The sequence below is a fragment of the Sphingobacterium sp. UME9 genome (assembly GCF_014170215.1).
GTDB classification, from domain to species: Bacteria; Bacteroidota; Bacteroidia; order Sphingobacteriales; family Sphingobacteriaceae; genus Sphingobacterium; species Sphingobacterium paramultivorum.
Genome location: NZ_LZZP01000013.1, coordinates 587,180 through 612,144, shown reverse-complemented (window position 1 = coordinate 612,144; position 24,965 = coordinate 587,180). Strand labels below are relative to the sequence as shown.

Sequence of the window (24,965 nt, the reverse complement as noted above, 5' to 3'; positions counted from 1 at the left end):
TTGAATTTATTTTAATCGTAAATTGGCAGAAGACAACCATAATCAAACATTAGATGGCACTTAAACATCGACTTATCCTAATCGGTCTCATCCTGTTAAAATTCATCATTCAATATCAGTTGATTAGTCCGATCTACGAATTACAACGTGACGAATTTCTACATCTCGATCAAGCGAATCACTTGGCATGGGGCTACCTCTCGGTTCCCCCTCTGACCTCCTGGACCTCCTATCTGATCAAAATAACCGGAAATTCCGAATTCTGGATCAAATTTTTCCCCGCATTGTACGGAGCCTTAACAATTCTAATTGTCTGGAAAACTATAGAAGCGTTGAAAGGAAACCTTTTTGCACTTGTATTTGGCAGTTGCTGCATCATGTTTTCCGTTCTCTTTCGTCTGAATGGATTATATCAGCCAAATTCTTTGGATGTATTGTGCTGGACTTCCATATACTACCTCATTATACGATATTTGAACAGCCAACAATCGAAGTGGCTAATTTATATTGCTGTTGTATTTGCTATCGGTTTTTTGAATAAATATAACGTCGTATTTCTTATTCTAGGTTTAGTTCCAGCTCTTGCACTCGTGCCCGAACGGAAAGTGTTTACGGAACGAAAATTATATGGTAGTTTACTCATCGCTATACTTATCATCTTACCGAATTTAATATGGCAGTATCAAAATAATTTTCCAGTATTCTCTCATTTTAAAGAGCTTCAGGCCACGCAGCTCGTCCACGTCAATCGGTGGAGCTTTGTCCGCTCTCAATTTTTGTTCTTCTTCGGAACCTTTCCCGTTCTAATTTTCAGTTTATATGCCCTATTGAAATATCCCGCATTTAAACCTTATCGCCTATTCTTCTGGTCATTTTTTAGTACCATTGGTGTTTTCTTATTGCTAAGAGCCAAGGATTATTATGCTATTGGCATTTATCCAATCTATTTTGCTTTCGGTGCAATCTATATTTCCTCACTGCTGGAAAACAATACTGGTAAAATTCTAAAGCCTATCTTGATCACTTTAACAGTCATCCTGTTTCTTCCCATCTACGACATTGCTTTTCCCAACCGCAATCCAGCGTACTTTGTAGACCATCCGGAAAAATACAGGAAATATGGCATGTTAACCTGGGAAGACGGTGAAGAACACCCTCTTCCACAAGACTTCGCGGATATGCTAGGTTGGAAGGAGCTTGCTCGCAAAGTGGACAGTGTTTATCGTCAGATTCCTGACCGTCAAAATACACTCGTTCTTTGCGACAATTATGGACAGGCAGGTGCTATAAATTACTACTCCAAACTGGGAATTAGAGCTGTTTCATTCAATGCCGATTATATCAATTGGTTTGATCTGAGTAAAAAATACCGCAATTTGATCCGTGTCAAGAACCGTTGGGAGCGTGAAACTGAACTAAAAACAACCGGTCCATTCTTTACACAGTCAATGGTAGCAGACTCCATCACAAATAGCTATGCCCGGGAACATGGAACAATGATCTTCTCTTTTATCAACGCTAAAATTAATATCAATGAACGGGTTTCAAATGAAGTAGAATCAGAAAAAAAGGAAAAGAATCTTCCTTTATAAATTAGCGACTTTTAAGCCTTTAAGGTTAACTGAGCGCTTTTTTTATATAAAAAATTTATTATCTTTAATATACTTAGCCAAAGCTTCCCACCTAGTCATGCTCGCCGTAATAGCGCCAGCACCGTAGCGACTACTGGGGCTTAATACCATATTAATAAGATATTTATGCGATTTTTGAATTTTTTGAAGGGACAGGGTAATCTGAAGCAAATTGATGTTAGTGAAGACGATGATTTTGTGGATTTACGATTGACAGTAACAAAATATTGGAAGGACGACGACGAACATCATATCGTTCAGGCAAAGGGGCTTTGGGGTAGAGAGACAGTAGGCCTAGCAATCGCCTTTCGACCCGATATGAAATTGGGAATTGTAGACACAGAAGTTGATAAAAAAAGATTTTACCGTGAAGGAGTTAACTTCTATTCGATAGGTAAAATAAGCGACAATTTTACCAAGGCCTTACATAGCCTATTTCAAATAGATGGTACGCTAGGTAACATGCAAGATAGCGTCGGTTCCACCGCATTTATTGTCAGCGGACGACCAGAGCATTTTGATGAAGATTATATTAAAGCTAAAGTTTTCTTCGACGATGCAAATGAAAAGAACCTTTACGCCGAATGGTATGTCAATGTGGATTTAAAAAACAAGATCCTGGAACTCCGGGAAAAAGACCCCGAATATAGGAAAAACATACTCACTATCTTGACAAATGTTTAAATTTGACCGTGCTTTCCAATCAACTAACCAGCGTTGAAACACAGGAAGCTTTTTGACAACAATGATCACTTAACAAGGGCTATCCTTTTTGAGACATTCAGTTGTTGGATCATCCAGTACATATCGATCATTAAGAAAAATGCAGCAAAAAAGTAACACTATACCACTAAATTCATTTCCGAATGATTTTAATTTAGGAATATTGATAAAAAAGAATGCTGTTAGAAATTTAGAGCTTGACCAAATAAGTCAAGCACATCGCGATGATTTCTACCTATTTTTTATACTCGAAGAGGGAAATGGAATATTTGAAATAGATTTTCAACAGCACAGATTAGGTCCCTCTTCCGTCATGATCATCCAGCCCTATCAGGTACACCGTGGAATAGCAATGGATTACAGTACGTTTAGTGTCCTGATGATCAGTGTAGAAAACCTAAATTCGGATTACATAAATGCATTAAAAGATATCGACACGATCGCTCCGATCAACATTGATCGAGAAACATGCACTATTTTATCGGAAACGGTAGATATCTGTCTCAAGCTCAACGAAAGAAAACACGAAAAACTGTATCCTGCGTTAATGAAAGACAGCTGTAATACGATAGCTGCCCTAATTATTTCACAGTATTTAGTACAATCAAAAAAAAGTGATGCACAGTCCAGAGCAGAGCATATTACAAAACAGTTCAATGCATTGTTGGATAAAGATTTTATCATCAATAAACAGCCAAAAATATATGCCGAGAAATTGAAAATATCAACAGCTTATCTCAATGAATGCATAAAAAAAGCAACTGGAAAGCCCGTTACCTATCATATTCAACAACGTATCGTATTGGAAGCAAAACGGCTGCTATACCATTCAAGTAAATCCGTTAAGGAGGTTGCTGCCGCACTTGGCTACGATGATTATCCTTATTTTTCGCGCTTATTTTCAAAAGTAACAGGCATGACGGCCCTTACATTCCGAAACAAAAACATCGAATAGTCCAATACTTACCACCTTTTATCTCTTTTAAACCCCACTGGATTAATATTTCTTTGTAATATAAAATACGGCGAGCTCCCGATCATTGGTTCTTCATTATAAAAAGGCACAAAATCCTTTTTGACGAATTACTGATCTCCGTTGGGATTAAACTCACTGTAATCAACTGAATTCTAAAAGGTAAAGCAATTAAAAGAGAAAACTAATGAGATATTTCATCGCCGAGCCTGCCGGGCAAGTAAAAAACGATTTATTTTTTGAGGTCGCCAATTTTCTTTGGGACAGCGGAAATGAGGTTTCCCTTGGAAAAAATATCATCTGCAATTGCCAAAAGATGCAACATGCAGATTACGACTATACAATCTCTCTCGTCCCGAACGATGAAGCTGTAGAATCACTTTTTAATACACATTATAAAATCATCAGCAAATATTTCGACAAAATTGACAGCGATGGCCCTATGCTTGTTTTAGCAAATACAGGTATCTATACCAATGCACTGCCCTATCCCCATAAGATTTACAATTTTGAAAAATTAGATACACAGGCTTTGTCCAGCTTCTTTGACTGGTGCAAAAGATTTAATTTATTTGTTAGAAAAAAATAAATTAAATCGAATTCTAAATATCGGAATATGCGGTAGGAAACAATAACACCTTTATACTTTTAGATACGTTATTCTGGTATTGAGGTAAATCCTGCATTGGTTTGTATAAAGGTCCAAAATCTTTCCAATGTGTATTCCTGTCTTCTATACTTTCGAATGCCGTCAAATACATCAGGTTGGGCATCGTACTACCGGCAATTACTTGTCCATAGAAAACAGCATTAAAATTTAGCTTATTAAAAATATCGATTTCACCATTGTTGAACATGTCTATCTTATTCATTGACAGTTTCTCCGTCGCAGCCTCATAGCTCCGTAATTCGTAAATCCGCTTATTTTTCTCAGCAGACAATTTAGGTAGCTTTGCTTTAGGCATCGCGGCAAACGCTTTCATCAATATCGTCTCCACCCTTGTAAAAGGGGGCTTGTTGTAATTTGCTTCCAGATAAATCTTACCTAGCTCCTGGAATCTTTGATCTTTAGCCAGGCGCAACTCCAAATCAACCAATTGATCCAGATCAGAAGCGCTAACAAAAACATATATCAGTCTTTCTTTACCAGCAACATTTTCAACTGGCTTAAAGACACCGACTTTTCCAAATCCCAATTGATGTACTGTAGGTAAATAGGCCGTTTCAAGATATTGATCAATAGCTTTCTCCTGTTCATCAGTTTCATAATGATACACTTTCAACTGAAAATAGTCCTGTTTTACTTTCTTAAACGCAAAAACATAGTTTCCCGCAGCTAAAAGCAATAAAATTAAGATGAAATGACGATAAAGGCTAAAAGTATTCTTTTTCATGAGCAATAAGATGAAAATTGGTTATTGATTATACCATAAAGATAATACTAATTTTGAAAGTTCAAACTCCGGCCGATTGTTGTGATGCTATAACATTATCTTTGATTAAGTCTAAAAATGCGGATTTCTACTTACTAGAATCGGTATTTTACCCATGCTCCTGCTAAGGCTTTTTATTTAATTTAGCTCCACCTTTTTTTAAAACTACAACATGCCAAAGAAAACAATATTGATGTTGGACGATGATAAACATGTCCTTGAAATATGCACAATAATCCTCGAAACAAATGGCTATAATATGGCCGTCTCTGAAACTTCCCATGATATTATCGAGAAAGTAGAAGAGGTACATCCTGATTTAATTTTGATGGACAATTGGATACCCAAAATAGGCGGTGTAGAAGCCACACGATTGCTCAAAAATCATCCCTTATATCGCAACATCCCTGTAATCTATCTATCCGCTAATACCGATATCGAAACGCTAGCCAAGCAAGCCGGAGCAGACAGCTATCTCGCTAAGCCTTTTGATCTAGAAGATTTAGAAAATAGAATAGCTGAACTACTGTAGTTCTATTCTTATATTTCAGCACCATTACGGAAATGCTACTCGCGAAACTTATATTTTGCCCCCCTACTTGCGCATAAGGCCACATTGAAACGAATAGGATCATGTGCTACTTTAATACAATTGTGGCTTACCCAATTGCAGGCATATATCGTTATAGTTGTCGCGGCATAATCATCGGGAATCAGCAATTTGGGATGAATGCAATACCACATTTGAAGTATAAATAATAATACATACTTTCGCATTATAGTATTAGAAATAATCATTAAGACAGCATTAACTACGCTATGTCAGAGTCCGTTTTAACATTTCAATCAGGTTCATTCCATATACGTCAGCTGACAGAGAGCGAGTCCCCACTTTATAAAGCGATGCGTATCGAGTCAATTCAAACCGAACCCACACTTTTTCGACTTAGCACTCCTCCTGAAATAGAACTATCTGATATGGATTGGGCAGAACGCATAAGATATCCACGCATTGTTTTTGGTCTTTTCGAAAGTGAAAAAATGATTGGGATAACCAGCATGCTGTTGCTGAATAAAGAAGAAGCCTACTTTGGTCAGTCTTTCATACAACCACAGTATAGGAAATTAGGTCTATCGAGTCTTTTGTATAAAATAAGAATGGTGTGGGCCACCGCGAATCAATTAAGAAGACTGACTATAAGCCATCGTGAAATAAATATGATTTCAAAAGCCGCTATCCGAAAAGCCGGTTTTCACTATAGCCATAAAGAACTTGTACAATGGCTCGACGGAACAACTGGTTACTCCATGTATTATAGTCTACTCCTATAATCAGTAAAGCGAACTAACTTGACTGTTAATCAATCCCGAGAAATCAAGATAGGGTAAAATAATAGCTTTTCCATCTTGAATGCGTATATTGAATCGATTTATGTTTCATTTAATGCTGTGTTTATACCAGATGAAAAAACTAATCTTGAGCATATTCTTTTTAACTAGTTTAGCCTTATATGGCCAGCAAAAGGCAACAAAAGACAGTTTTACAGCAAAAATTCAAGAACTAGAAGGCGATATAAATCATGATGGTTATCCGGATAAAATTGTTCTTGCCATGGACACTTCAAATACTGCAACACCAATTAAAACCCAAGTATTTCTGTCCAAGCCCAACGGAAAGCTACAGTTGGCCTTATCCTCAACGACGATGATCGAACCCCATTTTCCGCTGCCCAACTTCGCTATCGAAAATGGTCAGCTTCATATATTAGCCGATATCACAGATGGGCATGCCAACTATACATTTCGTTGCAGAAATGGAAATTTTGAATTGATCTACCTAGAAAAAGGAACCTGGGATGGCAAAAACACAACGACTGAAACCCAATTCAACTTATTAACTGGAATAAAAACTGAACAGGTAAAAGCGCTAGGGTCCGAAGAGAATCTACAAGAAAGAAAAACTACGATAAGAATTAATCCCTTACCGTTACTGCAAGAGCTCAAGCAATTTGATGCCCCCTCATTTAGGCTCAATAAAACTCCTTAGCCCAGCAAAAACAATCGATAGGATTCTAAAAGATATACCCCACCAGCCATTTTATTGGCTTTCGAGACTTTCCATAAACGCAATAATATCTTTCATTTCCTTTTCGGTCAGATGCAAATTTTCATCTGACAATGTCTGATTGGATAATTTGATACCCAATCCTGCCCCACCCCCATTATTATAAAATTCCATGACCTCATCCAAGGTCTGATAGATCCCATTGTGCATATAGGGAGCAGTTTTCTTTACATTCCGGACAGAAGGTATTTTAAAGGCATATTTATAAGAATCAACACCAATGATATCATAGTACCCTAAATCTGAATCCAGCACAGAATCTTTCAGGGATTTTGGCACCCCCAGGACTTCGACTTCGCTCTGAATAAATTTGGGCGGTGTAACACCGTTGAATAAAGGCAGGAAATGACAGGTCGCACATTTTCCCTTGCCCATAAATAAATTAAACCCATCCACTTCCGGTTTGGACAATGCATTCTTATCCCCACGCATATAATCATCAAATCGGCTATTGATTTTGGTCAGGCCACGAATATAAGAAGCAAGTGCATTGCTTACCTGCTCAGCTGAGATCGGGCCATCTGCTGTATTGAATGCTTTATTAAATAATGATCGATAGATTTTATCCGAAGAAACGTATTGAACGATATCAGTTACCGAGCCGTCCATTTCCTGCTTATTACCAATGACATCGTGTATCTGATCTTCCAGCGTCAACGAACGCATATCATAGAAGTAGTTGGACTGTAAGGCCGCATTGAGCAAGGTAGGCGTATTACGTTTGAGCAAACGTCCCGAATCATGAATGTCCACTTGCAAGTTCAACCCATCCGTAAATGCGAGGTCCGGATGATGGCATGAAGCGCAACTTCTCGTATGTGTCCCTGACAAAGCAACATCATAAAATAATTTCTCGCCCAATACGGCCTTTTCATTACTGAAGTGAAATTTCGGCCCCGGGCTAAAGGCATCTACATTAAATGCATTCAGATCAAACATCGTATTGACGTCTTGCCGAAGCATCCGATTGTATCTTATTTTAGGGCCTGGAAGATTACGCTCCAACTGTGCTATCTCCGTACTGATGTTGTTGGCAAATTGGGTAATGAATTGCGCCCTATCGAACGATTCAAATTCCGCGTGTTGTTGCAAATATTTGATCGCCCCTATAAGTATCAAAGCTAGCGTTTCTTTTCTACCTTCATATTGCAAAAGAATTTGCTGTAGACTGCCTAACGCAATGGAGGACTCGATCATACTATTTCGAGAAAGCGCATTATCAAAACCAGTAATTCCTAAGGAAATAATCCGAAACACCTCCAATTTTGTTGCATCTAAAATACGCCAGTCTTCCAATTGATGATCTTCAAAATAGGAAATCAAATAATCCGTATTGGTTATCAAATGTTCGATTTCACGAATTAGCTTTTGCCTATTGCTATTATCGTAAGTGGGATAGATAAGCTCTTCAATCACCTGCAATCCAATAGGCTCCACTCCCCTGGCCAAAGAGGGATCCAACAAATCTGCATTTTCAACTTCCTCCACCGGAGGACCATTTAATCTTCTGGATAGATCTGCAGTAAAATATTCGGACGCCCATTCAAACTTTTTAAAAAGTAGCCTCGTCTTCAAAAAGGCTCTTCTGAGCCGTAAAGTATCCACTAAACCTTTCTGTACTTCGGCATTCAGTGTATCCTTGATATATGTCCTAAAAGAAAGCATCTGACCCAGTACTTCTTTCTGAATCAGATGCTCACGGGCATTGCCCTCTTTTTGTTTTGTATAAACAGGCTGCCCTGTAGTAAATCCAAGGGTAAATACTATTGCAACCAATAAGATAAACACGACAACCTTTTTACACATAGTTCAATTTCCTATCTCTCGATATAAAAACCGTCTATTTGAAAACGAGCGCATTTCTAAAGGGATTTGCTTTTCTATCTCTTTCAGCAAGAGGCTCTATTCCCCAGCGTTTTTCTATAAATGAAAGAATGCTCACTGTTTCATACGGCGTATGATCAACTACACCACGCTTAGCAAATGGTCCAATGACAATTGCCGGGATACGGCTCCCTGGTCCCCATCGGTCAACGACGGGTGGGTTAACGTGGTCAAAAAAACCACCAAATTCATCGTAAGTCAAAATCACCAACGCATCTTTTGCATTCGGTCCCTCCAATACAGCATTGATCAAATTAACAGCAAGTTGTTCTGATGAATAGACCGCCGAACTTCCAGGATGCTCATCATTGCCTCCACCCGGTTTAACAAAAGAGACACTAGGAAGCGTTCCTTCTTTTGCGGCTTTAATAAAATCGTTTTGATCCTTCATGTGTTTTCGCCCTTCCTTACCAGCTTCATAATTAGCGAAATATAAAAAAGGCTCATGATTGTAGGCAAAATTATTTTTACGTTCGGCAACAGCGTCATCCCAGCCTTCTGAATACCAAGCCCAACTTACATTTTTCTCTGTCAGGCGATCGCCAATGGTCGGCATAGTCTGAGAAGGTAATAATTTGGAAGTATCAGATTTCGCGGGATAAGGTTTGTTGCGAGAAAGCACATGATTGATCGCATAACCGTCTGGCGTAACTACACCATCTTTAATCATCTTTCCATTTGCATCGAGTTTAGCAACCATTGAGCTTGGTGCATCAGGCCAAACAGGAATAGCTGCCGAAATCATATAAATATGATTTAAATAGGATCCGCCAAATACACTCTGAAAGAAATTATCACACAATGTATACGCTTTGGCAAACGGATACAAAGGTAGCTTCTCTGTATTGTAATAGCCCATCGCTAAACCTTTGGAATCGTTATAGAGTGCAAATTTATCCATTTTTCCACCATTGATCTGCAATTGATTATGATAAAAACGGTGTGTAACATCGGGCGTCGCCTTATCCGAAGGTACATACTGGTCTATATTAAAAAATTGATTGGGTAGATTGGTTGGAAAGGAATTGTTACGTGGAATTTCGGGGAGGTATTGATAGGCTTTACCATTCTCGTCTACCTGTAAAAAATCCCCCTTCTTGACATTCGCTATGCCATTGGCTCCCTTGAATTCGCCATAAAGATTGTCAAAACTATGGTTTTCCATATAAATAACAACCACATGGTTAATTTTTTTGATCCCTTCATCAAAGGAAATCTCTTGGTGTCGGGCGTTTTTGGTAACTCCGCAACTGCTGATACTCAAAACTCCAAGAGACAAATAAAGTAAGTGTTGTAACCGCATCCTGTCTTCTTTTTAGTAGGTTAGACTGTAATTTCTAGAACAAACTTACAATTATTATCGTTTTCATAACCTATAATCAAAGGGATTTGCGACCAACGTATCAGGTTCTTTACAGGCATCCACCCTCTTATCACTAAAAACAAAGGCGTGTTTACATACTAGGTTGTAGCTTCCACTTCCTCATTCTTGGTATAAAGTTTACTCCTGTAGGTTATACCCCACTTGGTAATCTCATCGATGATTGGCCCCAAAGTTTTTCCGCACTCGGTCAATTCATACTCGACCGTCAGGGGTTTGGTATTTAATACTGTTCTCCTGATCAGCTGGTTCATTTCTAAATCCTGCAGTTCTTTAGACAGCATCTTTGCACCTATCCCCTCAACTTCGCGCAGCAGTTCCATAAAACGCAATTTTTCGACCAACAATAAGGTACCTATAATATGAAATTTCCATTTTCCTGCCAAAATCTCCATGGTATCGTTAATGGCCAACACGCGTGTTTTGCATGCACCTGACGACGTTAAAGTTGCTTCCTTTTTCATTTCACTATTTTTTATTCATGTATTGTCCACCCTCACAGACTTCCTTATCCCTATACGATCAACGATAAATGAACACACAAGCAAAGCTTGGACCGCTGACATGATTTCTTTATTCTTACAAAAATAAGCATTTATAAAGTTACAGACCACTATCTTTTTGGAAAGTAGTTTCTTTAAGGAAACTGATACCAAAAATAAACTATCTATCATCTACCTTTGTATCGGCAACACCAGAAGGTGCAAATTGGCACAGTTGATGCTGCAAAATGTAAAGTGTAAATAACATATAAAAAATAAAACGATTAAAAATGAAAAAACAATTAATCTCGGGTTTAGCCCTTATCCTGTTGTTAGCTTCTTGTCAAAATACAAATGGCGACAAAGCAACAACAACAACTGCTCAGGAAGTAACTGAACAAAAAGGACAGACTTACACTGTTGAAGCAGATAAAAGCTCATTAAAATGGACTGGTTACCATAAAGGCGGTTTAAACCCAAGATATGGTGTTTTGAAAAGCGAAGGAACACTTTCAGCTGAAAATAACGCAGTTACTGGTGGTACTTTCACAATCGATGTCAATTCTATTCTGACAGATACAGCTTCTGTAGATCCTGCAACATCCGGTGGTAAAAAATCATCAGATTTGGATGCACATTTAAAAAGTGCTGATTTCTTTGACGTAGCAAAATATCCAACTGCAAAATTCGAAATCACCAAAGTTGGTCCATTCGATGCAGCACAAGGAAAAAGTGTTGTTGCTGATGCGACAAATACGGTCAGTGGCAACTTAACCATCAAAGATAAAACTGTGAATGTAACTTTTCCTGCAAAAATCACGTTCAATGGTGACGAAGTAACATTCTACTCTAAATTTACGATCCAAAGACAAGATTGGGGTCTTACTTACGGTACAGAAGGTAACCCACAAGATTGGATGATCGCACAAAACGTTGACATTGAACTTAATGTCACTGCAAAAAATGCAAAATAGATTTCAATAGCGTTTAGTCGCTCTTAGCAAATAGATTAATCGGGTAGACTCAACTTGATTAATCTATTTGATTTAAATAACCTCCAAATACGAGCTCATCTTCATTCAGGACATGAAGACGTCAACTCAATATCCTAATCTTCGGTTTGCTCCAATTTTTTCTTCAATCGCTGCTTTGCCTTACGAACTGCTTCTACCGAAACACACAGCAGTTCACTCATACTCGCATTACTCAAATCCAATTTGAGCAGCGCTAGTATCTTGAGGTCATTCTCGGTAACCTTTGGATAAGTTTGCCGCATTTGTGTCAGATAAGCTGGATACACTTTATTAAAAACATGTTTGAACTTTTGCCATCGCTCATCTGTCATAATGTGCTGCTGCAAAAGCGCATTCAAATTATCTGTAACTTGTGTCATGTGTGCCGGATCAGATTCAGAAATCTTTATCACTTCCTGTCTAAGTTGCTGGATGACGACATCATTTTGCCGGATGGTGTCTGTAAATTCAGTCAAGGAGTTTCGTAAAATCACAAGCTCCTGATCTAGCAATTGTTTTTCATAAGCAAGCGCAAGTTGGTCTCTTTCCAACAGTGTATTCCGCATCTTCATTTTAATTTTCGACTTATTGACCAACAGGACAACTATGGCAAAAATCAAGATAAGAACAATGCCTATAAACTGATACATCCGTTTTGTCCGAATCCGTTTTTCTTCCGTCGCCTGGATAGTCCGATTGTATTTTTCAGATTCTCTTTGCCAGAGCATTTTCTGGATCTCCTTATCATTCATCCTTTTTTCCAACGAATCTTTCAACGTCAGATATAAATGCAATTGCTTAAGCTCCTCCCCTCCACGTCCCAAACCCCGCATGATGTTGGACTTGGATTTTGCCAATTCCATTTTATATTTTAAAAAATAGGGCTTATCTTCCATCAAACTTTCACAGGCCATTACATATTCCTCCGCCAATTTCCATTCTTTTCGTTCGATATACCAATTTGCCAAATTGAGATTTGCCCGCATCGCATCTCTACGCTCATTATAACGCATAGAAAGTTCAATATTTTTCTTAACCAACGCAATAGCTTTTTCCTTTTCACCTTTTCGCCATGCATGATCCGCTAGATTACCCGAAATTATACCGATCCAAACCGAATCTTTCGCCAATTTAGCCTCATCCATTGCGCGATTCAAATAGGTAAAAGCTTGGTGATTGAGCGAGTCCTTTGCCAGATATACAGCAATTGAATTGATCAGATCGATACGTTCCCGTGAAGCCGGCTTGGTAAAAGGTAGAGCTTCTTCTAAATAAACAACAGCATTTGCCTGATCACCTATATAACTGTAGAAACTCGCCATAAATTGGTAATGCTTGACTACCAAGGGGATTTTTTTGACATTAACTTTAGATTTTAAATCATTCGCTCGTAGAAAGAACGGAAATGCTTCTTTTACCCGTCTATAGATAAAATTGTAATACCCTTCACGCGCACAACCCAACATTTCTAATTCAGCGTCTGGATGTACATGGAGCAACTGCTCAGCCAAACGATAATACCGTTCAGATGATGAATTTATACGATCAAACGCAATAGAGAAACCATCGGCCATACGCATATAATAGACCCATTTTAAAGCAACACTCCTTTTTTTGTCTGCCAATTCCAAAATTGGGGCCAAGGCATTTTTCAACTTTATCGTATCACCGTCAAACCTAATGGGCAACTGAAGGGCAGCTTCCAGTTGGACAACAGGGTTTTCAATAGCAGATATTTCCGCTACAGATTGCCCACATACATGATTAAGGTTGCCTGACAACACCAAAGAAACGAGTACAAAAAAATAAAATAAAATGGTTTTCATGCTTAAAAAAGGTGAATTTCAGCGCTCCGTCTCCCCTATTGGCATAACCGACAAATTAATTTTCAATAATTCTTAAAAATTAACACGAAAAATACTCCAAGAAAATGGTTAATACTGACATATTGCCCGCAAATCGACACGTCTACTTGCGGTTATAAATATAATATTTATAACTTTAACATAATTACACGTTTTTATTAAAATTTCGCCTTCTTTTGACAACACTGCACCCCACTAGATTTGGCATATCAGGTCTTTTATTTAACACTTTTTCCAAAAGATGAACAAAATTCAAACAAAAACAATAGGATTAACTCTCCGAAAAGGAATATTGCAAGATCTACAAGAAATATTAATCCTATTTTCTGAAACGATTGAGACTGTGTGTGCAGATGATTATAATAACGAGCAAATTGTAGCATGGATATCATCCGTCAATAATCATGACCGTTGGCATCGGCTAATCGAAGATCAGTATTTTATTGTAGCTGTGCTCAATCAGAAGATTGTTGGTTTTGCCTCCTTAGCTCATGGAGATTATATTGACGTCTTGTATGTGCATAAAGATTTTCAACGACAAGGAATTGCACAACAGCTTTATAACGCACTGGAAACCGTAGCTAACGCACATAAAAACACTATTTTAACCGCAGACGTAAGCAAAACAGCAAAACCTTTTTTTGAAGCCAATGGATTCAAAGTTATCGCTGAGCAGAACCAAATACGAACTGAAGTCGAAATACCAAACTATAACATGAAAAAAGATCTTTAGATTTACTTCCGAATTTTAGAAATGCTCCCCATAGTCGATTACTTCAGTTTTCAAAATCAGCTTACTTTCAGTATCATTCCTTAATGTCGCTGTTGCTATTTTAGTCTTTGTATCAACATTCAACTCCAGCACAGCCCCAATGTTCTTTTTGTCATAAAAAAATGAAGCAAAGTTTTTAAATGTCTCAGTTTCATCAAACAAAAACCGCGCAGCACATCGGTTATTATGCTGATCATACCATTTGATATAAACATCTTTGGGAATACCTCGAGACGCCATGTCCATATCCCGAAGCCCCTCATCAAAGACAAAACGCTCTGCATTATAAAATTCAAAGTCTGCGTCGAATGTTTTAATATCGGCAGACATAACAAGTTTTGGCTGTAAAGGATACCGTGTACGCAATTTATCCCAATAACCATAGGGAATAGGTTTATTTCCAATAGCTTGTTGAATATCCGAAGGAATAATCGATGTATCGGACAACACCTGTTCGCGCCATTTCTGATTAAAGATATTACCGTACTCTCCATTATCCTTGGATGTATCCGTAGCATGGATCACTACTTTTTCTGCTTGATAACGACCGATTTCGACCTGACGACGTCCTGTTCCAGTGGCCCATATCACAACTACACCCTCCGGAGCAAAGCCCAAAATAATCTTATTATAATGTTCATCAACAGTTTTCGTCGCCCCTTTTTCTTGGTATGGCGTACTGAATAACGTCCGCAATTTATCATAATCGATCGGACCGTTCATGCGATAAAAAACATCTTCAGCAAATGAATACCAAGTAATGTCCAATGCCTTAGGCAATGACATCACTTGCTCATATGTACCACCCCCAGCTTGCCCCCACACCGCATTATAGTTCACGATATTACCCTCACTAAATGTAAATTCATAATCTTCATCTTTCGGAAAGATAAAGCGGCCTTTATACAACTGAACGGGATAAGCTGTTGGATTACTCATCGCACAGAACCATTTATAGCGTCCTTCCCTGATATTATCTTCTTGTGTCAGGCGTTCTTCCCTGAGTTCATTAAACTCACGTATTGTCGTTGAGAACGCGAATATAATCGGTAGCAAAATAAGGTATCCAAGCAAAGTCGGAACCAAATATTTCCAGGATTTTACTGCCCATGTAATAACCACGCCGCTAAAAAATGTCAGGAAAACACTAAGTGTTAAAATCAAGGGAAACATTTCCTTAATCACTCCCCCTAGATCCGCATAAAGTCGATGCTCGTATTCATCATCCAAAGTCGATAAAAAAAGTAATACCGGAAGCAATAAAGAAAATAAGCAATAAAAAAGAAAACCGTAGCCAAGTTCAAAAGCGAATTTTGGTTTCTCTAAGACCTTTAATTTCTTTCGAAAAAAATTAAAATGGAAATAAACCAAGGCGATAACAATAAAATAAGGCGAACAGCAAAATGCAGCATAAACCAAATTTAAATCTGCATTATGTACAAGTAGGGTCGCGATTAGGCTGATGATAGCAACCAAAAAAGCAGAAACTGTAGCTCTTAAAATCATTGTAATTTGTTTTTAATCAAAAAAATTCTGTTGATTTCGCCTAACCAACAACAACAGGTATCAAAAATAACAAGAAATGTTTTAGGAATATAAGCCGATCGATATTCAAATACATTGATCAAATATTCGATACAAAGTAGACAATATATTTTTTTCACAAGAATGTATTTAATTAACTTTTATCGGTTTTCGCCGGGATCGATATCCTGAGCCATTTCAAACACAGTCAATAAAGGTCCAGCTTTCCCCCCCTCTCCAACAAGAGATCGCTCGTTATAGTAAATTTTCTTCGAAAACACTCCAATCAAAGGTCCTCTAAGGAAAGTCGATCAAGTTTACTAACTTCGTTTTTATTCTTCAAATCATGGATATACATAATAAAATTAGAAAAGCCAAAGAAAGTGATTCGCATGTTGTACCTGAAATTATGCTCCAGGCGATGGAGGACATTATATTTCGTTTTATTCAAAAAGAAGATCCAACTGAGGCAGTGCTTTTTCTAACCCAGCTTTTTAGGCAAAAAGGTAATCTCTATAGTTATGAGAATACTTTTGTCTCAATTGACGATAATGAACGTATTGTAGGCTCTTTAACCGGGTACGATGCTGATCAGTTTGTTGAATTAAGACAGCCTATTTTGGATCACATGAAGGAACAGTACAACAATAATTTGATTCCAGAAGCCGAAACAGCTGGTGGCGAATTTTATATCGATTCAATTGCTGTTGCTCCCATTGCACGAGGCAAAGGTATCGGAACACAACTTTTACAGTATGCGATTACACATGCCAAGCAACATGGTTTTAAACAAGTTGGTCTGCTCGTTGACCTAAAGAATCCCAATGCGCAAAAGCTCTATGAAAGGATTGGTTTTAAGCTTGGTAAAAAAACACCTTTCGCAGGAGGCGAATATTACCACATGTATATTTCTCTGGATTAAATACAGTGTTTATCTTATTTATCGCCATTCAGGCCTTATAATCAGTCCACTTAAAACAAAATTCCGAATTAGGAAATGCCGCCATTCGTGTGGTCAAAGATGTACCTCTTGACAGAAGACCTGAAGAGTATTACGCTGATAATGAAGATTGGGACGATTAACAACATGATCAAACTTTTTACGTTTATTTAGAATAATTACTGATAATACTGTATTTTTGCGCTGTTCATCCTATTGACAGCGCATCTATGACAAATAAAAGAGCTAAACAAAATATTCTAAAAAATATACTTGGAAAACTCCATCTTTATTTCGGCTTATTATTTGGTGTAATCTTTTTTGCTGTTTGCGTTACAGGAATGTTATTGAGTTTTGAAAAAGAGCTTACCCCACTTTTATGGCCGAAAGAACAGAAGGTAACCGTACAAACCAATCGTCTTGCTCTTGCACATATTTCCCAAAAAGCCGAATCTATATTTCCGGACAAAAAGTTGTTTCGCATCGAAATTCCAGCAGACCCTTCCCGCAGTGTCCGCATACAGTATGGACAAAAAAAGACCGGATACTGGTATGCATATATGAATCCTTATACTGGAGAACTATTATCCAAAGGTCGGCAGAGTGATCGTTTTTTTCAAAAGACTTTAGATATCCATCGTTTTCTCCTCGTCGAAAAAATCGGAAGTACCCTAACGGGAATCTCAGCTCTAGCGGCTCTCTTTCTTGCCCTAAGTGGTATTTACCTTTGGTGGCCCAAAAATAAATCCATGCTCAGACAACGTGTAACGATGAAAATGGCAGCCTCTCTCAAAAGAAAGGTCTGGGATTTTCACGCAGTGGGCGGTTTCTACGCATCTTTGTTTTTAATTATTTTTACCTTAACAGGATTGACCTGGAGTTTCGATTGGTACAATAAACAATTCTATAAAGTATTGGGTTCAACCCAAAAATCAACAAAAGAGAAGATCAGCAACACCAACAAACTGGCTTTTTCAGATTACCTCGTGCTGGATACGATCTATCAGCAGCTAAACAACCTATACCCTACCTCGGGAAATATAATTGTCACGTTTCCCGAAAAGAAGGATTTAGCTTTTGCCCTAACCAAGGAAAATTTTTCAAATTCAATATTACAGATCAACCAAGCGTTCTTTGACAGCAAATCCGGACAACTGCTTAAAAATAACCCCTTAGAAAAGTTACCATTGGCACAGCAGGTTCAACGCATGATGAAACCCATCCATATGGGATCGATATTTGGACTACCCTCTAAAATTATTGCATTCTTAGCCGTTACCCTAGCAGCGTCTCTCCCCATCACGGGGATATGGATATGGCTGAACAAAAGAAAGAAGAAGAAACCGTCAAAAAGCCAAAAGAAGAAATCAATTCAACTTCAAACCATAGCATAGCCTACCATGCGTATTATCCTTATTTTTCTCATCTTTCTGATAAGTCGAGCAGAAAGCCAAGCCAGTGCCTTCTGGATGGAGGTGATACCACCTGCTAAAAACAGTTCATTGGTAACTGTCCGCGTGTGTTACGGTTATATTGATGACCTTAGTGTAAGACATCGTACAAGTGGCACCGAATTCGAGTCCATAAAATTGTTTGACTTCAAAATACGAGCAACCTCAGGCCAAGAATCACCATTGTTATTGGTAAAAAAAGCGGATTGCTGGGAGGGGACATTTTCCGCCAAAGCAAACACATTTTATCAGGTTATTGGAATCAATACCAAGTTACCCGTCATCGTTAGAAATGCAAAGGATTCCAGTAAAAACATCCGTTCCATTGAATATCTTTACGGTGAATATGGACGCTCCAGCACGCCGGGTACCTTACCTATCATAGCGGAAGGTCCATATATCCAACTCATACCACAAAAAGATTCTTATCAGATATTACCTTACATCTATGGTAAACGCCCGACGAAAGAGTCTACTATCCGAATCTTTAACCCGGAGAATTGGGAGAAAAATATTCCAGTTGACACCGCTGCAAATATAGTTTTTCGGGCAACTCAAAAAGGTATGTATATGATCCGGCTAGATTGGTATGAAAATAGCCCCGGCGAGGATCAGGGCATTCCCTTTATGAGAATCAGACATCGATGCAATTATTGTCTCAATCTGTAAATAGATAAAAAAAAGAGAAGGCTAAGCCTTCTCTTTTTTTTATCTATTTTATCGTTGTTGTCTTCCACTAAAATTTTAGTGTAAAGTTAGCCAAAACACGCGCTGGGCTCTGTGGCGTAAGCCTTACCGACCAAGCTTTCTCACTTGTCAAATTATCTACTTTTATTCCGACCCTAAATTTAGGTTGATCATAATAAACAGTTGCGTCAAATAGCTGATAGGAAGGAATAATAACCTTCGCTGTCTGTGTATTTGTCTGATAAGAGGAACTTCCCATATTTCCTCCAAATCCGGCGCCCAGTCCTTGATATTTTCCAGCTGGTATACGATAACTCAACCAAAAATTCAACATACGCTGTGGCCCCGAAAGTGCAGGTCTCAAACCATTTACCGATGGATCGGCATTACTATATTTACTCTCATTATAAGCATATCCAGCTACAATATTCATTCCGTTAAAAGGATTCGCGGTCAATTCCACTTCAACACCTTTACTTAACTGTGTACCGTCCTGGATGGAATAATTACTATCATCTGGATTCGTGCGTAAAACATTATCCACGCGAATATCGTAATAACTTACAGTTCCAGCCAAGCGGTGGTTGAATAGATCCCCTTTTACACCAAACTCCATCTGATTGGCATATTCGGGTTTGAAAGGATTGCTATTGATATCCACACCACTGATGTTATTAAAACCATTCATATAGTTTCCAAATACCGATAGCTTATCTTTGAGCGCTTCATATACCACACCAAATTTGGGTGACAATGCTGTTTGCCCAAATGGTCCTTTTTGGATTCCCCCAGCACCTATCCCGCCCGTAGTTTCCCCTGTCGTAATATTGTAGACCCCATGATATTGAAAGCGGTCCACACGTAAACTCGCCATAACCATCAATTGATCAGTCAAATTAAATACATCAGAAACGTATGCCGCATAGGTATCGTCACTATTTTTCTCTTTACGATAAGCAGATTTTGCGGTTAAAGAATCAACAATAAAATGATTGATACGATAATCTGCAGGTGGATTTATAAAATTGATTGTCCGGGTGTTGGTATGGTAGCGATCAAAATAATTGGAATTATTATAGTAGTCCAAGCCTATAACCATCCGGTTGCGGAATTTTCCGATATGAAAATCCCCGATAAAATTCTGTTGCAGATCCGTCGCGATAAAGGACGTGGTTCCCACCATAACCTGTGCATTCAACGTCGAATCAGATTTACCATTCAGCGCTGAGATATACCCATTGATAGTTGAATTTGCCCTAGAAATGATAGTCTGTGAAGTCCATTCTTCTGAAATTTTATAGTTCATCTGCGCAAAAATATTGAACATCTGCGTTTGATAGGCTAAATCATTGCTTAGAAAAGTCTTCTTGTAAGGGAATTTCATATCACTGATGGACTGCACTTTGTTACTTCCAGTGTATGGGTTGAAACGTACCACAGATGTTCCTTTGGCCTGTCCGTACTCAAGATCCAAGAGTAATGAAAGCCGGTCTGTAATCTGGTACGAGAAACTTGGTGCCAAGGCAAAGCTATTGGTAAATCCCAGGTCCTGAAAACTTTTTTCTATCGTTCCAGCGGCATTGATTCTGAAAAGAGCTGTCCGGTCCGCATTTATCGGCGTATTTAGATCCAAAGCGACACGGTTATAATTCCAGCTTCCACCTACATAACCAACTTCGCCCCCAAAATCGTTATAAGGCTTTTTGGTAACACGGTTATAAACGCCACCGTAGCTGCTCGATACACTTTTTCCAAACAAGGTAGCTGATGGTCCTTTTATGGCTTCAATGCGCTCCAGATTGACTGGATCGATAAAAGAAAAAGCCGCTCCAGCGACACCATTACGCGCATTTGGCTCAGTTTCAAATCCTCTCGAACGAAACGTTACCCGGCCTTGGTTAGCAATCATTGGTATGCCAGCACCGGGAACATTTTTAGAAATGCTACCGAGGTCCACAGCGATTTGCTCCTGAAAAAGAGCTTTGGGAACTGCATTATACACCTGTGGGTTCTCCAAATTTTTTAAGGGTAAGCGTGCCACGTACACACTTTCTTTTTGAACAAACCTGTTGTTTTTACCGTGCACAACAACTTCCTGCAAAGCAAGTACATTCTCGTCCGACATCTGATAATTCGCTTCCACGTGAATAAGAGGGGATCCGATATGAACGGGAATCTTGATTTCCTTGGCCCCTAATAATTGTACACGAATGGTGTAATTACCTGTATCCAACCCTTTGAAGACGTATTTTCCATCCTCATCTGTAAGGGTCGTTCGCTGAAGTTCTAGCAATGAAATAGCCTTGGAAGCCATAGGTTCACCATCCACCATTGTTAAACGCCCGCGAACGCTGCCCTTGCTCTCCTGCGACAGCAGATTGTGTGAAAGATGTAAAAGGCTAATGATAAAGACAGTGCGTAAAATTGATCGCATTGAAAAAATATATGTTTTCATTTAGACAAAAGAATTTGTAGATGATATTGTCTCTTTGTAGGAGCGCAATGAATAATGGCCCAAAGATATGCTATTTTTAATAATTCTAAATAAAAGAATTATTAAAAATAAATCGACGACGGAAGGACACAAATTGCTAGGGAAATTGTCAGAGACATAGGCGATGACAAAGATAGATAGGCGATGACAAAGAGACATAAAAAACAGCGTCTTTTACTGTTAAGCAAAAGACGCTGTTACAAATCGGCTAAGATTAACAATTAATCTTAATCCTAAAAGGAGTAGCGTAATCCAAATTGCATTTGCCAACGGGATGCAAAGAAATCTTTTGCATAGTTTGTTGTACTGTTTCCATTGAAGCTGTAAGTCGGATATTGTGTCGCTGTACCTGCATTTTCTAATTTTAACCCCATGCTCGAAGTTGAATTGAATGTATTAGGTGCGAAATACTGAATTCCCCAATTTTTCTTCAATAAGTTGGTCAGGTTAAGAATATCAAATGTAAAGGTCAGTGTATTACTTTTTTTATTATCCTTATAGAAGTTGAAGTCTTGTGCAAATCTAAAATCGGCCTGCACATTCCATGGCGTACGCGCAGCATTCCGTTCAGTAAACTGACCTCTTCTTGTTTTCAGGTACGAATCACCATCGATATAAGCATCAAATGCCTTGGCTTGTGCTATCCCCTCATCTGTGTTCGCAAAAAATTTGGTTGTTTCGCCAGCCTTTGGTACATAAAGCAAGCTAACCTGTTGCGCCGAACCATTGATTGTACTACCAACCATACCTAAAGTGTAAGGCAGGCCTGAAGAAGCATTGAAGAATAAACTGAAATGACTCGCATAACGATTTTCATCATCCCAATTTACATGATAATTAACCGTTGAAACAATACGATGACGAACATCAAAATTAGAATAGGATAGCCCCGGATTATTTGGATTCAAGGCCTGATTAAGCTGCCAATTGGACTCCATCGAATTTCGAATGCCATTCGTTAAATCTTTGGATACTCCGTAGGTATAGGCGACTTTAGCGTCAAGGCCAAAAGGCAGTGCCTTACCGACTTGTGCAGTTAAACTATACCGGTATCCTTCTTTTGTATTGGTCAACAAATATGCATTGGTATATTTTGGGTTGATCGCCTGCGTATCATTCACTTTCGTATAAATGGGCTGTTGATGTGCATCATCATAAGGCATGTAAATAGCATTATCAATCAGATTCACATGTTTAAACTGCAAATCGTAGATTACCTTCGTATAAATCCCCTCGATACTGAAACTCCAGCGATCGTCTGTTTTATAGTCCAAAGCCAAACTGCTTCGCCAAACCTGAGGCATCTTAAAATTGTTGTCAATCATATCGACCTGCGTTTTGCCTGTCGCATCATTCACGTTTACCCCTTGTTTTTTGACATAGCCCGCCTCACCAATACCCGTCAGCGCATCTTTTATCGGATCGGAACCATCTGCAGGTTTTACATTTTTCTTATAATCATATTTCGTATCAAAAGCGCCATAAGAATCACCATTGTTGTAAAATGCATAGCCTAACCATGCGAATGGAATGCGTCCGGTAAATACGCCAGTTCCCCCACGAACGATCAGATTCTGATCGCCATACACATCATAACTAAAACCCAATCTTGGCGACACCTGCACCTTACCTAAATAGTTGTTTTTAATATCGCGAGGTAAAGTATAATTATACGTAGTACCATAAAGTGGATCCACCGGAGCATTCGTTGTCTTACTGCTCAGCGGTTGTTTATTGGGGATTGAAGCCATATCAAACCTTATTCCGGGCGATAGTTTCAAGCGATCGCCGACCTGTATATCATCCTGTGCATAAAGGCTATACATATTTGCCTTAAACTGCGCCGGAGGATTTCCGATAATATAATCTCGGCTATTGTCCGCATAATTAAAATTAGCACGTACGCGGTTTGGTCTATTGTTTAGAAAATCGTCGATACTGGAGTATCCAATACGTCCATTCCAGGAGTTCACGAAGCCATAGTTGATATTATAAAATTCATTATGCGTACCAAAAGTCAACGTATGATTACCTTTAACCAAAGTCAGGTTATCGGTCAGTTCCCAGGTTTTTTGACGCATATCAAAAATACTGGCCTCACGATCCGTACCCAGGAAAATCGTACCACCTCTTGAGGAAATCTCTATTTGTGGCAGCGCCGGATTGGATAAAGGATCCCTATAATCATGAACGCTGGAATATCCAGCTACAAAACTATTTGACAGGTTGTTATTAAATCTACTTTTCAATTCAGCAACAGTCGAATTTTGATTATTAACCTGCTTAAAATCGATACTTCCAAATCTAAAATTCTGTTGGTCCCGCTCTAAATTTGTTGCCTGCGAAGTAATGGTATTATTCCGAATGCTCAGGTGATAATTGTCGTTGATATTCCAGTCAAGTCGGTTAAAAAATTTGTTTGACCGTGAATAGATTTTATAATTGTTATAACTGCCAGCACTTTGACCATAATGCGAATCGACATAGTCAGCAATACTCTTCGCTTCATCTGCTGTTATGAGTTTATTGTCGGTTGACCCCGCTGATAATATAACAGGATCTTGTCTTCTCGTAACCTCCTCATTGGTAAACCAAAACAATTTGTCTTTGATGAGTGGCATACCTAAACGGAAACCAGTCTGATATTCGTAAAAATCCTTTGGCATTTTACTGTTATCACCCGCGCGATTTCGACCAGTAATGCTGGCATTTCGACCAAAGGCATAGACCGATCCTTCCACTTTATTGGTTCCCGTACGAGATACCGCATTAATACTTCCTCCAAGAAAATTCCCAATCTTCACATCAAAAGGAGCAAGATACACCTGAACATCCTGAATAGCATCAATGGATACCGGGTTTGTGCGCGTACTACTTCCAGGTTGTCCCGACGTACCTGATTGCCCTCCCAAAGATGGACTAAATCCGATTGCATCATTGTTGATCGCACCATCTATAGTCACATTATTATACCGAAAGTTAGTCCCCAAAAAAGAATTATTATTACTTTGAGGGGTTGTCCGTGTATAATCTTGGAGGCTTCTACTAATAGAAGGCATTGTTTTCAGTTCCTTTTCACCAATATGATTCGCTATCCCCTTCGGCACTTTGGTACCCTTTCCGACCAAAACAACTTCCTGGAGACGGGTACTCTCTTCGTCAAGTTGAAAGTTAAATGTCGCATTGCCCAAATTGAAATTTAAGTTCTCCTGAATATTTTTATTGTAGCCAATATAACTGATCTCAATGGTATAGGGTCCTCCAGGGTTCATATTTGGAATCGTATACCGACCATCAGCATTCGTTGATGTACTATACTTGTTTCCCGTCCCCTTGTTGATCACTAATATGGTTGCACCAGATAGCCCCTTTTGCTGAGCATTAAATACCTTTCCAGAGATAGTTGCCGTTGTAATTTGAGCCAAACTTGTGTTTGCCGTTGCTAAAGAAGCAACAATAGCTAAATACGTAAAGTTGTTTTTCATATTTTACGATTAAAATTTTGCCAAATATTAAGCGTCAACATGAAGTCAATGTTAAATAATTACACAACCAACGTTAAGTCACAAACCAGCATCAGTTCTCCA

The 24,965-nt window shown here is 38.7% G+C and carries 20 protein-coding genes; 12 read left to right on the top strand and 8 right to left on the bottom strand.

Features of this window, described 5'->3' with window-relative positions; genetic code table 11:
• Positions 1-53: 53 nt before the first annotated feature.
• From A9970_RS21705 to A9970_RS21690, 4 genes are all read left to right on the top strand, one after another.
• Positions 54-1,592, top strand: coding sequence for a glycosyltransferase family 39 protein (locus A9970_RS21705; protein WP_182983668.1), 1,539 nt, complete (start codon positions 54-56; stop codon positions 1,590-1,592).
• 165 nt (positions 1,593-1,757) lie between these two features.
• Positions 1,758-2,315 (top strand): hypothetical protein, encoded by a 558-nt coding sequence (locus A9970_RS21700; RefSeq protein WP_182983667.1) that lies wholly within the window; start codon positions 1,758-1,760, stop codon positions 2,313-2,315.
• 139 nt (positions 2,316-2,454) lie between these two features.
• Positions 2,455-3,309 (top strand): AraC family transcriptional regulator, encoded by an 855-nt coding sequence (locus A9970_RS21695; protein ID WP_182983666.1) that lies wholly within the window; start codon positions 2,455-2,457, stop codon positions 3,307-3,309.
• 205 nt (positions 3,310-3,514) lie between these two features.
• Positions 3,515-3,916, top strand: coding sequence for a hypothetical protein (locus tag A9970_RS21690; RefSeq protein ID WP_153845251.1), 402 nt, complete (start codon positions 3,515-3,517; stop codon positions 3,914-3,916).
• Between the two features lie 13 nt (positions 3,917-3,929).
• Here A9970_RS21690 and A9970_RS21685 read toward each other — a convergent pair whose 3' ends face one another.
• The gene (locus tag A9970_RS21685) at positions 3,930-4,721 is read right to left on the bottom strand and encodes an NIPSNAP family protein (RefSeq protein WP_182983665.1); all 792 of its coding nucleotides are present in this window, start codon (positions 4,719-4,721) and stop codon (positions 3,930-3,932) included.
• Between the two features lie 211 nt (positions 4,722-4,932).
• Between A9970_RS21685 and A9970_RS21680 the strand changes: the two genes are divergently transcribed.
• From A9970_RS21680 to A9970_RS21670, 3 genes are all read left to right on the top strand, one after another.
• On the top strand, positions 4,933-5,292 hold the full coding sequence (locus A9970_RS21680; protein ID WP_182983664.1) for a response regulator: 360 nt from the start codon (positions 4,933-4,935) through the stop codon (positions 5,290-5,292).
• 287 nt (positions 5,293-5,579) lie between these two features.
• Positions 5,580-6,092 (top strand): GNAT family N-acetyltransferase, encoded by a 513-nt coding sequence (locus A9970_RS21675; RefSeq protein WP_182983663.1) that lies wholly within the window; start codon positions 5,580-5,582, stop codon positions 6,090-6,092.
• A gap of 130 nt (positions 6,093-6,222) precedes the next feature.
• Positions 6,223-6,807: a hypothetical protein gene (locus tag A9970_RS21670; protein ID WP_182983662.1), complete on the top strand. Its 585-nt coding sequence runs from the start codon at positions 6,223-6,225 to the stop codon at positions 6,805-6,807.
• A 51-nt stretch (positions 6,808-6,858) separates the two neighbouring features.
• On the opposite strand, the gene A9970_RS21665 is transcribed toward A9970_RS21670, so the two are convergent.
• The 3 genes from A9970_RS21665 to A9970_RS21655 all read right to left on the bottom strand — a co-directional run bounded on the left by A9970_RS21665 (position 6,859) and on the right by A9970_RS21655 (position 10,614).
• Positions 6,859-8,691: a cytochrome-c peroxidase gene (locus A9970_RS21665; protein ID WP_182983661.1), complete on the bottom strand. Its 1,833-nt coding sequence runs from the start codon at positions 8,689-8,691 to the stop codon at positions 6,859-6,861.
• Between the two features lie 34 nt (positions 8,692-8,725).
• The gene (gene acpA / locus A9970_RS21660; RefSeq protein WP_182983660.1) at positions 8,726-10,072 is read right to left on the bottom strand and encodes an acid phosphatase; all 1,347 of its coding nucleotides are present in this window, start codon (positions 10,070-10,072) and stop codon (positions 8,726-8,728) included.
• 158 nt (positions 10,073-10,230) lie between these two features.
• Positions 10,231-10,614, bottom strand: a complete 384-nt coding sequence (locus A9970_RS21655) for a helix-turn-helix domain-containing protein (RefSeq protein ID WP_182330896.1) — start codon at positions 10,612-10,614, stop codon at positions 10,231-10,233.
• Positions 10,615-10,922: 308 nt separating this feature from the next.
• Between A9970_RS21655 and A9970_RS21650 the strand changes: the two genes are divergently transcribed.
• Entirely contained in the window at positions 10,923-11,606 is a 684-nt protein-coding gene (locus A9970_RS21650) for a YceI family protein (RefSeq protein WP_070566941.1), read from the top strand.
• 134 nt (positions 11,607-11,740) lie between these two features.
• Here the strand turns inward: A9970_RS21650 and A9970_RS21645 are convergent, their stop codons facing one another.
• Complete coding sequence (locus A9970_RS21645) at positions 11,741-13,471, bottom strand: hypothetical protein (protein WP_182983659.1); 1,731 nt, start codon at positions 13,469-13,471, stop codon at positions 11,741-11,743.
• 280 nt (positions 13,472-13,751) lie between these two features.
• Between A9970_RS21645 and A9970_RS21640 the strand changes: the two genes are divergently transcribed.
• On the top strand, positions 13,752-14,243 hold the full coding sequence (locus A9970_RS21640; RefSeq protein WP_182983658.1) for a GNAT family N-acetyltransferase: 492 nt from the start codon (positions 13,752-13,754) through the stop codon (positions 14,241-14,243).
• A 15-nt stretch (positions 14,244-14,258) separates the two neighbouring features.
• On the opposite strand, the gene A9970_RS21635 is transcribed toward A9970_RS21640, so the two are convergent.
• Positions 14,259-15,788, bottom strand: a complete 1,530-nt coding sequence (locus A9970_RS21635; protein WP_182983657.1) for a DUF2931 family protein — start codon at positions 15,786-15,788, stop codon at positions 14,259-14,261.
• A gap of 364 nt (positions 15,789-16,152) precedes the next feature.
• Between A9970_RS21635 and A9970_RS21630 the strand changes: the two genes are divergently transcribed.
• From A9970_RS21630 to A9970_RS21620, 3 genes are all read left to right on the top strand, one after another.
• Positions 16,153-16,728: a GNAT family N-acetyltransferase gene (locus tag A9970_RS21630; RefSeq protein WP_220801675.1), complete on the top strand. Its 576-nt coding sequence runs from the start codon at positions 16,153-16,155 to the stop codon at positions 16,726-16,728.
• A gap of 248 nt (positions 16,729-16,976) precedes the next feature.
• Positions 16,977-18,140, top strand: a complete 1,164-nt coding sequence (locus A9970_RS21625; RefSeq protein WP_182983656.1) for a PepSY domain-containing protein — start codon at positions 16,977-16,979, stop codon at positions 18,138-18,140.
• A 6-nt stretch (positions 18,141-18,146) separates the two neighbouring features.
• Positions 18,147-18,866, top strand: coding sequence for a hypothetical protein (locus tag A9970_RS21620; protein WP_182983655.1), 720 nt, complete (start codon positions 18,147-18,149; stop codon positions 18,864-18,866).
• Between the two features lie 67 nt (positions 18,867-18,933).
• On the opposite strand, the gene A9970_RS21615 is transcribed toward A9970_RS21620, so the two are convergent.
• Entirely contained in the window at positions 18,934-21,318 is a 2,385-nt protein-coding gene (locus A9970_RS21615; RefSeq protein ID WP_182983654.1) for a TonB-dependent receptor, read from the bottom strand.
• Between the two features lie 293 nt (positions 21,319-21,611).
• Positions 21,612-24,863: a TonB-dependent receptor gene (locus tag A9970_RS21610; protein ID WP_182983653.1), complete on the bottom strand. Its 3,252-nt coding sequence runs from the start codon at positions 24,861-24,863 to the stop codon at positions 21,612-21,614.
• Between the last annotated feature and the right edge of the window lie 102 nt (positions 24,864-24,965).